Genomic DNA, 8,066 nt, shown 5'->3' on the forward strand with positions numbered 1-8,066 from the left:
GCCCGCGATCCAGCCCGCCGCCGACGAGCCCTCGCCCACCGCCACGCCGAGCGGCAGGGCGAGCGGCAAGCCGAAGCCCTCCGCGACCCCGTCCGCGGACGCCTCGGCGACGCCCTCCGCGGGCGCCTCCGGCAGCCCGTCCGGCACGCCCACCGAGAACCCCAACTGCGATGTGGACGCCCGGGGCCTGACCGCCGGCGCGCCCGCCCCCGGGCACGTCGTCCCGGAGCAGAACTGGACCCTGAAGACCAGCCGGCTCGCCCTGCACGGCGCGGCCTTCCACGGCGTCTACGACGTGAAGACCGTGACCGGCAGCAAGCGCGTCCTGAAGTTCGTGGTCGACAGCGTGGACATCGACAACCTCGACATGTCGACCCTGGAGGGCAACGGCGTCACCTTCCACGTCCAGGGCGCCCCGGGTTCCACCTCGACGATGCGCAAGGGCCCGGTCACCATGTACGTGGAGCGGCTGTCCGGCCACCTCTCCAAGGTGCTCGGCCTGCCGATCCCGATCGACCTGGGCGAGATCACCCTCACCCCGGACACCCTGCCGCGCTGGCTGTACGACCTGATCGGCTCCATCCCGATCCCGCTGGACCTGGAGCTGACCGGCGTCACCGCCAAGCAGGCCGGCCAGTTCGGCGGCACCCTGCGCATCCCCGGGATGCGCCTGTTCAACGACGACGCCCCCTACAGCGACAAGTAGCGGACGCCACAAGGACCGTGGGGCGGCCCTCCGGAAGGAGGACCGCCCCACGGGCGTTCAGGCCTGACGGGTGCTCACTCGCCCCGGGTGCCCAGGTGGTGCACCTGCACCATGTTGGTGGTGCCGGGGACGCCGACCGGGACACCGGCGGTGACGATGACGGTGTCGCCCTCGCCGAGCCGGCCGAGCTTCAGCAGCTCCCGGTCGACCTGCGCGACCATCGCGTCGGTGGTGGCCACCTGCTCCGTGACGTACGCCTCGACGCCCCAGCTCAGCGAGAGCTGGTTGCGGGTGGCGCTGTCCGGGGTGAAGGCGATCACCGGGATCGGCGAGCGGTAGCGGGACAGCCGGCGGGCGGTGTCGCCGGACTTGGTGAAGGCGACCAGCGCCTTGCCGTCCAGGAAGTCGCCCAGCTCGCACGCGGCGCGGGCGACGGAGCCGCCCTGGGTGCGCGGCTTGCGGCCCGGGTTGAGCGGCTGGAGGCCCTGGGCGAGCAGCTCGCCCTCGGCCGTCTCGCAGATCCGGGCCATGGTGCGGACGGTCTCGACGGGGTACTTGCCGACGCTCGACTCGGCGGACAGCATGACCGCGTCGGCGCCGTCCAGGATGGCGTTGGCGACGTCGGAGACCTCGGCGCGGGTCGGGCGCGAGGCGTGGATCATCGACTCCATCATCTGGGTGGCGACGATGACCGGCTTGGCGTTGCGGCGGGCCAGGGTGATCAGCTGCTTCTGGACCAGCGGCACCCGCTCCAGCGGGTACTCCACGGCCAGGTCGCCGCGGGCGACCATGATGGCGTCGAAGGCGAGGACGATCTCCTCCATGGCCTCGACGGCCTGCGGCTTCTCGATCTTGGCGATGACCGGCACGCGGATGCCGACCTCGTCCATGACCTCGTGGACGTCCTTGATGTCGTCCGCGTTGCGGACGAAGGACAGGGCGATCATGTCGACGCCCAGGCGCAGCGCGAAGCGCAGGTCGTCCTTGTCCTTCTCGGACAGGGCGGGCACGTTCACGGCCGCGCCGGGCAGGTTGATGCCCTTGTTGTTCGAGAGCACGCCGCCCTCGATCACCACGGTCTTCACCCGCGGGCCGTCGACGCTGACGACCTCCAGGGCGATGACGCCGTCGTTGATCAGGATCGGGTCGCCGGCCTTCACGTCGCCGGGCAGGCCCTTGTAGGTGGTGCCGCAGATGTGCTGGTCACCGGGGACGTCCTCGGTGGTGATGGTGAACTCGTCGCCGTTGTCGACGGTCACCGGGCCGTTGGCGAAGGTCGCCAGACGGATCTTCGGACCCTGGAGGTCGGCCAGGACGCCGATGGCCTTGCCGGTGTCCTCCGAGACCTGGCGGACCTTGCGGTACCGCTCCTCGTGGTCCGCGTGGTTGCCGTGGCTCATGTTCAGTCGGGCGACGTTCATGCCCGCCTCGACGATGGCCTTCAGCTGTTCGTAGGAGTCCGTCGCCGGACCCAGGGTGCAGACAATTTTCGCTCGGCGCATATGGATCAGTCTATCCGTTCGTGTTATAGGTGCATTCGGCACGCACCGGGAGGAATCGCCGACGAAAGCTTCCGAGGAGTGAGACGGATCCGTGTCAGTCCTCGGACTCCCGGCGTTCCCGGTGCACCAGCGCGAAGGTCTGTCGGGCGATCTCCAGCTCCTCGTCGGTGGGCACCACGGCGACCGCCACCCGGGCGTACTCGGGCGAGACGATCCGGGCCTCGCCGGACCGCACCGAGTTCAGTTCCGGGTCGACGGCGATGCCCAGTTCCTCCAGTCCCGCGGTGGCCGCCGCGCGCACCGGCGCCGCGTTCTCCCCGACCCCGGCGGTGAACGCGATCGCGTCCACCCGGCCGAGCACCGCGTAGTAGCCGCCGATGTACTTGCGCAGCCGGTGGACGTACGAGTCGAACGCGAGCTTCGCGTCCGCGTCCCCCTCGTCGGCCCGGCGCATGATCTCGCGCATGTCGTTCTCGCCGCACAGCCCGCGCAGGCCGCTGCGGCGGTTGAGCAGGTCGTCGATCTCGTCCACGGACAGCCCGCCGACCCGGTGCAGGTGGAACACCACGCCGGCGTCGATGTCGCCCGATCGGGTGCCCATGACCAGGCCCTCCAGCGGGGTCAGGCCCATCGAGGTGTCCACGCAGCGGCCGCCGGCGACCGCCGAGGCGGAGGCGCCGTTGCCCAGGTGCAGCACGATCACGTTGACCTCGGCCGGGTCCTTGCCGAGCAGCCGGGCGGTGGCCCGCGAGACGTACTGGTGCGAGGTGCCGTGGAAGCCGTAGCGGCGCACCCGGTGCCGGTCGGCGACGTCCTTGTCGATCGCGTACCGGGCCGAGTACTCGGGCATCGAGGCGTGGAAGGCGGTGTCGAAGACGGCCACCTGGGGGAGGTCGGGGCGCAGGGCCCGGGCGACCTCGATGCCGGTGATGTTGGCCGGGTTGTGCAGCGGGGCGACCGGGATCAGCCGGCGGATCTCCTTGAGCACGTCGTCGGTGATCACGGTCGGCTCGGTGAACCGCAGGCCGCCGTGCACCACCCGGTGGCCGATCGCGGCCAGCTCGGGGGAGTCCAGCCCGACGCCGTCGGCGGACAGCTCCTCGGCGACGGCCTTGAGCGCGGCGGCGTGGTCCGGGAAGGCCTGGACGGTCTCGCGCGGCCCGCCGGTGCGCGGGGTGTGCACCAGCCGCCCGCCGGTCTCGCCGATCCGCTCGACCAGCCCGGCGGCCAGCCTGGCCCCGTCCAGCATGTCGATCAGCTGGTACTTCACCGACGAGGAGCCGGCGTTCAGGACGAGGACGCGGGTGCCCTTGCTCATGCGGGGAGCTCCTTGCTGTCCGACGCGAGGTCCTGGGAGGTGCGGTCCTGGGAGGCGTGGTCCTGGGACTGGATGGCGGTGATCGCGACGGTGTTGACGATGTCCTGCACCAGCGCCCCGCGGGAGAGGTCGTTGACGGGCTTGCGCAGCCCCTGGAGCACCGGGCCGACGGCGACGGCCCCGGCCGAGCGCTGGACCGCCTTGTAGGTGTTGTTGCCGGTGTTGAGGTCCGGGAAGATCAGCACGGTGGCCCGCCCGGCCACCGGGGAGCCCGGCAGCTTGGTGGCCGCGACCCGGGCGTCCACCGCCGCGTCGTACTGGATCGGGCCCTCGACCAGGATGTCCGGCCGCAGCTCGCGGACCAGCTCGGTGGCCTTGCGGACCTTGTCGACGTCCGCGCCGGAGCCGGAGGTGCCGGTCGAGTACGAGAGCATCGCGACCCGCGGCTCCACCCCGAACTGGGCGGCGGTGGCGGCCGACTGGATGGCGATGTCAGCCAGCTGCTGGGCGTCCGGGTCGGGGTTGACCGCGCAGTCGCCGTACACCAGCACCCGGTCGGCCAGGCACATGAAGAAGACCGAGGAGACGATCGAGGCGCCCGGCGAGGTCTTGATCACCTCGAAGGCGGGCCGGATGGTGGCGGCGGTGGAGTGCGCCGCGCCGGAGACCATGCCGTCCGCGATGCCCTCCTGGACCATCAGGGTGCCGAAGTACGAGACGTCGGTGACCACGTCCAGGGCCAGCTCGACGGTCATCCCCTTGTGGGCGCGCAGCCTCGCGTACAGCTCGGCGAACTGGCGGCGCAGCGGGCTGGTGGCCGGGTCGACGATCCGCACCTGGGCGCGGTCGGCGGCCGGGTCCTCGGCCGGGAGGTCGATGCTCAGGCTCGACGCCTTGCGGCGGACGGCGTCCGCCTCGCCGAGCAGGGTGAGGTCGCAGATGTTGCGGCGCAGCAGGATCTCGGCGGCGCGCAGCACCCGCTCCTCGGTGCCCTCCGGCAGGACGACGTGCCGGCGGGTGCCCCGGGCGCGCTCCAGCAGCTCGTGCTCGAACATCATCGGGGTGACCCGCTCGGACCGGCCGACCTCGATCAGGTTGGTCAACTCGGCGGTGTCGACGTGCAGTTCGAACAGGCCGAGGGCGATCTCGGCCTTCCGGGGGCTGGCCGAGGTGAGCTTGCCCTCCAGGTGGGTCAGGTGGGCGGCGGTGGGCCAGCTGCCCTCGGGGACGACCGCGACCGGGGTGCCGGGGGCGAGCCGGGCGGCCAGTGCCATCACGTTGGGGCCGGGGTGCTGGCCGAGCGTCAGCAGCACGCCGGCGATCGGCGGGGCGCCGGCGGCGTGCGCGGCCAGCGAGCCGATCACCAGGTCGGCGCGGTCCCCGGGGGTGACCACCAGGGCGCCCTCGGTCAGCGCGTCCAGGAAGGTGGGCAGCATGGCGCCGCCGAAGACGTAGCCGCGCACGTCCCGGGCGAGGCCGGCGGCGTCCCCGAGCAGCACCTCGGCGCCGGTCGCCTCGACCAGCTGGGCGACGGTGGGCGCGGCCAGGGCCGGCTCCTCCGGGATGACGTAGGCGGGGACGGGCAGCTTCTCGGTGAGGGTGCGCTGGATGCGCTGCTTGGCGCCGGGGGCGACCCGGTTGGCGATCATCGCCAGGGTCTGGCAGCCGAGGTCGGTGTAGGCGCGGTGGGCGCCCAGCAGCTCGGCGACCACCGTCTCGGGGTCCTCGCCGTGCCCGCCGACCACCGGCAGCACGGCGGCGCCGAACTCGTTGGCCAGGCGGGCGTTGAAGGCGAGTTCGTCCGGGATGCTGGTGTCGGCGAAGTCGGTGCCGAGCACCAGGACGGCCTGGCAGCGCCGCTCCAGCGCGTGGAAGCGGTCGACCAGCGCGGAGACCAGTTCGTCCTGCCCGTGGGCGGCCTGGAGGGCGGCGGCCTCCTCGTAGCCGAGGCCGTACAGCTCGCTGCTGGGCAGGTCGAGCCGGTAGCGGCCGCGCAGCAGCTCGACCACGTGGTCGGAGCCCGGCTGCCCGGGGGCGGCGTGCACCAGCGGGCGGAACACCCCGACCCGGTCCACCTGGCGGGTGAGCAGTTCCATGACCCCGAGTTCGACCGCCTGGCGGCCGTCCCCCCGGTCGATGCCGGTCACGTACACGCTGCGCGCCACGTGGTTGTCTCCGTCCCGTCGTCTCGGAAAGTGGTCATATCGACCATACCTTCGCACCCCGAACGGGTGTCCGCGAGCAGAGCGACGGGGTTCGGGCAAGGGGCGGAGGTCCCGCCCAGGGCGCCCGCCGACGGGGCGGGCACCCGGGGCGTCCGGGGCACCGGAGGCGCCCGGCGCTCAGCGCGCGGGGCGGAGCCAGACGGTGGAGAGCGGGGGGAGGACCAGTTCGGCGGACCGGGGCTGGCCGTCCCACTCCACCGGCTCGGCCTTGACCGGGTGGGAGTTGCCGACGCCGCTGCCGCCGTACTCCTCGGCGTCGGTGTTCAGCGCCTCCTCCCACAGCTGGTCGCGGCCCGCCAGCCGGGGCAGGCCGACCCGGTGGCCGTGCCGGACGACCGGCGAGAAGTTGCAGACCGCGACCAGCGGCGAGCCGTCGGCCGCGTACCGGACGAAGGAGAGCAGGTTGTCCTCGGCGGCGCCGCCGTCGAGCCAGCGGAAGCCCTCGGGGACGGTGTCCAGCTCCCACAGCGCCGGGGTGTCGAGGTAGCGCCGGTTGAGGTCGCGGACCAGCCGGCGCACCCCGAGGTGTTCCTCGTGGGCCGGCCACCGCTCGTCGAGCACCCACCACTGCGGGCCCTGCTCGTGGTCCCACTCCGCGCCCTGGGCGAACTCCTGCCCCATGAACAGCAGCTGCTTGCCCGGGTGGGACCACATGAAGCCGAGGTAGGCGCGGTGGTTGGCGCGCTGCTGCCACCAGTCCCCGGGCATCTTGGAGACCAGCGCCCGCTTGCCGTGCACCACCTCGTCGTGCGAGATCGGCAGGACGTAGTTCTCGGAGTAGGCGTACACCATCGAGAAGGTGATCTCGTTGTGGTGGTACTTGCGGTGCACCGGCTCCTTGGACATGTAGACCAGCGAGTCGTGCATCCAGCCCATGTTCCACTTCAGCCCGAAGCCGAGCCCGCCGGCGTCGGTGGGGCGGGTGACCCCGTCCCAGGCGGTGGACTCCTCGGCGATGGTCACCGCGCCCGGGCAGCGCCGGTAGACGGTGGCGTTCATCTCCTGGAGGAAGGAGGCGGCGTCCAGGTTCTCCCGGCCGCCGAACCGGTTGGGCGTCCAGTCGCCGCCCTCGCGGGAGTAGTCGAGGTAGAGCATCGAGGCGACGGCGTCCACCCGCAGGCCGTCGACGTGGAACTCCTCGCACCAGTACACCGCGTTGGCGACGAGGAAGTTGCGCACCTCCTTGCGGCCGTAGTCGAACTCCAGCGTCCCCCAGTCGGGGTGCTCGGCGCGCAGCGGGTCGGCGGGCTCGTACAGCGGCTCGCCGTCGAAGCGGGCGAGCGCGAAGTCGTCCTTGGGGAAGTGCGCGGGCACCCAGTCGACGATCACGCCGATGCCGTGCCGGTGCAGGGTGTCCACCAGGTACCGGAAGTCGTCGGGGCCGCCGAGCCGGGCGGTGGGGGCGTAGTAGCCGGACACCTGGTAGCCCCAGGAGCCGCCGAAGGGGTGCTCCATCACCGGCATGAGCTCCACGTGGGTGAAGTTCAACTCCTGGAGGTAGCGCGGCAGTTCCTCGGCGATGGCGCGGTAGGTGGTGAGGTCCGGGCGCCAGGACGGCAGGTGCAGCTCGTACACCGACATCGGGGCCCGGTGGTGCGCGGCGCGGGCCCGGCGGGCCATCCAGTCGCCGTCCTGCCAGGCGTAGTCGGAGGAGGTGACCACCGAGGCGGTGCCGGGCGGGCACTGGGCGGCCCGGGCCAGCGGGTCGGCCTTGTCCAGCACCCAGCCCTGCCGGGTGTGCACCTCGTACTTGTAGGTGGCGCCCTCGGCCAGGCCGGGGACGAACAGCTCCCAGATCCCGGACGAGCCGAGCGAGCGCATCGGGTGCCCGGTGCCGTTCCAGTGGTTGAAGCCGCCGATCAGCCGGACCCCGACGGCGTTCGGCGCCCAGACCGCGAAGGCGGTGCCGGCCACCCCGTCGACGGTGCGCACGTGCGAGCCGAGCGCCCGCCACAGCTGCTCGTGCCGGCCCTCGGAGATCAGGTGCAGGTCGAGTTCGCCGAGGGTGGGCGGGGTGCGGTAGCCGTCGTGCTGGCGCAGCGGCTCGCCGTCGGGGTACGTCACCAGCAGGGTGTACTCCGGCGGTTCGCCGCCGGCCACCAGGCCGGTGAACAACCCGCTCTGCTGGTGGGTGAGTTCGGCCGGGCCGTGGGCGGTCTCGACGACCACCCGCTCGGCGAACGGGCGCAGCACCCGGATCGCCGTGCCGCCGTGCACCGGGTGCGCGCCGAGCAGCGCGTGCGGGTCGTGGTGCTGCCCGCCCACCAGCCGGTCGACCTCGGCCGGCGGCAGCGGCGCCTCGGGCAGCCGCAGCG

General features: G+C 72.5%; 4 protein-coding genes and 1 pseudogene. 1 reads left to right on the forward strand and 4 read right to left on the reverse strand.

All coding sequences use genetic code 11. The features are described from left to right. Positions 1-706: pseudogene (locus AE652_RS29260) on the forward strand (hypothetical protein); the annotation flags it as partial. Between the two features lie 74 nt (positions 707-780). Here AE652_RS29260 and pyk read toward each other — a convergent pair. The 4 genes from pyk to glgB form a co-directional block, all read right to left on the reverse strand. Further along, positions 781-2,208, reverse strand: a complete 1,428-nt coding sequence (gene pyk, locus AE652_RS29265; RefSeq protein WP_049656903.1) for a pyruvate kinase — start codon at positions 2,206-2,208, stop codon at positions 781-783. Between the two features lie 94 nt (positions 2,209-2,302). Next, positions 2,303-3,526, reverse strand: coding sequence for an acetate kinase (locus tag AE652_RS29270; RefSeq protein ID WP_049656905.1), 1,224 nt, complete (start codon positions 3,524-3,526; stop codon positions 2,303-2,305). Continuing rightward, the gene (gene pta, locus AE652_RS29275) at positions 3,523-5,691 is read right to left on the reverse strand and encodes a phosphate acetyltransferase (protein WP_082346049.1); all 2,169 of its coding nucleotides are present in this window, start codon (positions 5,689-5,691) and stop codon (positions 3,523-3,525) included. The genes AE652_RS29270 and pta overlap by 4 nt, the downstream gene beginning before the upstream one ends. A gap of 177 nt (positions 5,692-5,868) precedes the next feature. Then, positions 5,869-8,064, reverse strand: a complete 2,196-nt coding sequence (gene glgB / locus AE652_RS29280) for a 1,4-alpha-glucan branching enzyme (protein WP_063780306.1) — start codon at positions 8,062-8,064, stop codon at positions 5,869-5,871. Positions 8,065-8,066: the final 2 nt, after the last annotated feature.

The organism is Kitasatospora sp. MY 5-36 (genome assembly GCF_001182915.1).
Lineage (GTDB): Bacteria > Actinomycetota > Actinomycetes > Streptomycetales > Streptomycetaceae > Kitasatospora.

What these genes read in the sequence shown, in the direction of transcription:
- pyk (WP_049656903.1), bottom strand. Translation starts at nt 2,208, where the DNA reads ATGCGCCGAGCGAAAATTGTCTGCACCCTGGGTCCGGCGACGGACTCC.
- AE652_RS29270 (WP_049656905.1), bottom strand. Translation starts at nt 3,526, where the DNA reads ATGAGCAAGGGCACCCGCGTCCTCGTCCTGAACGCCGGCTCCTCGTCG.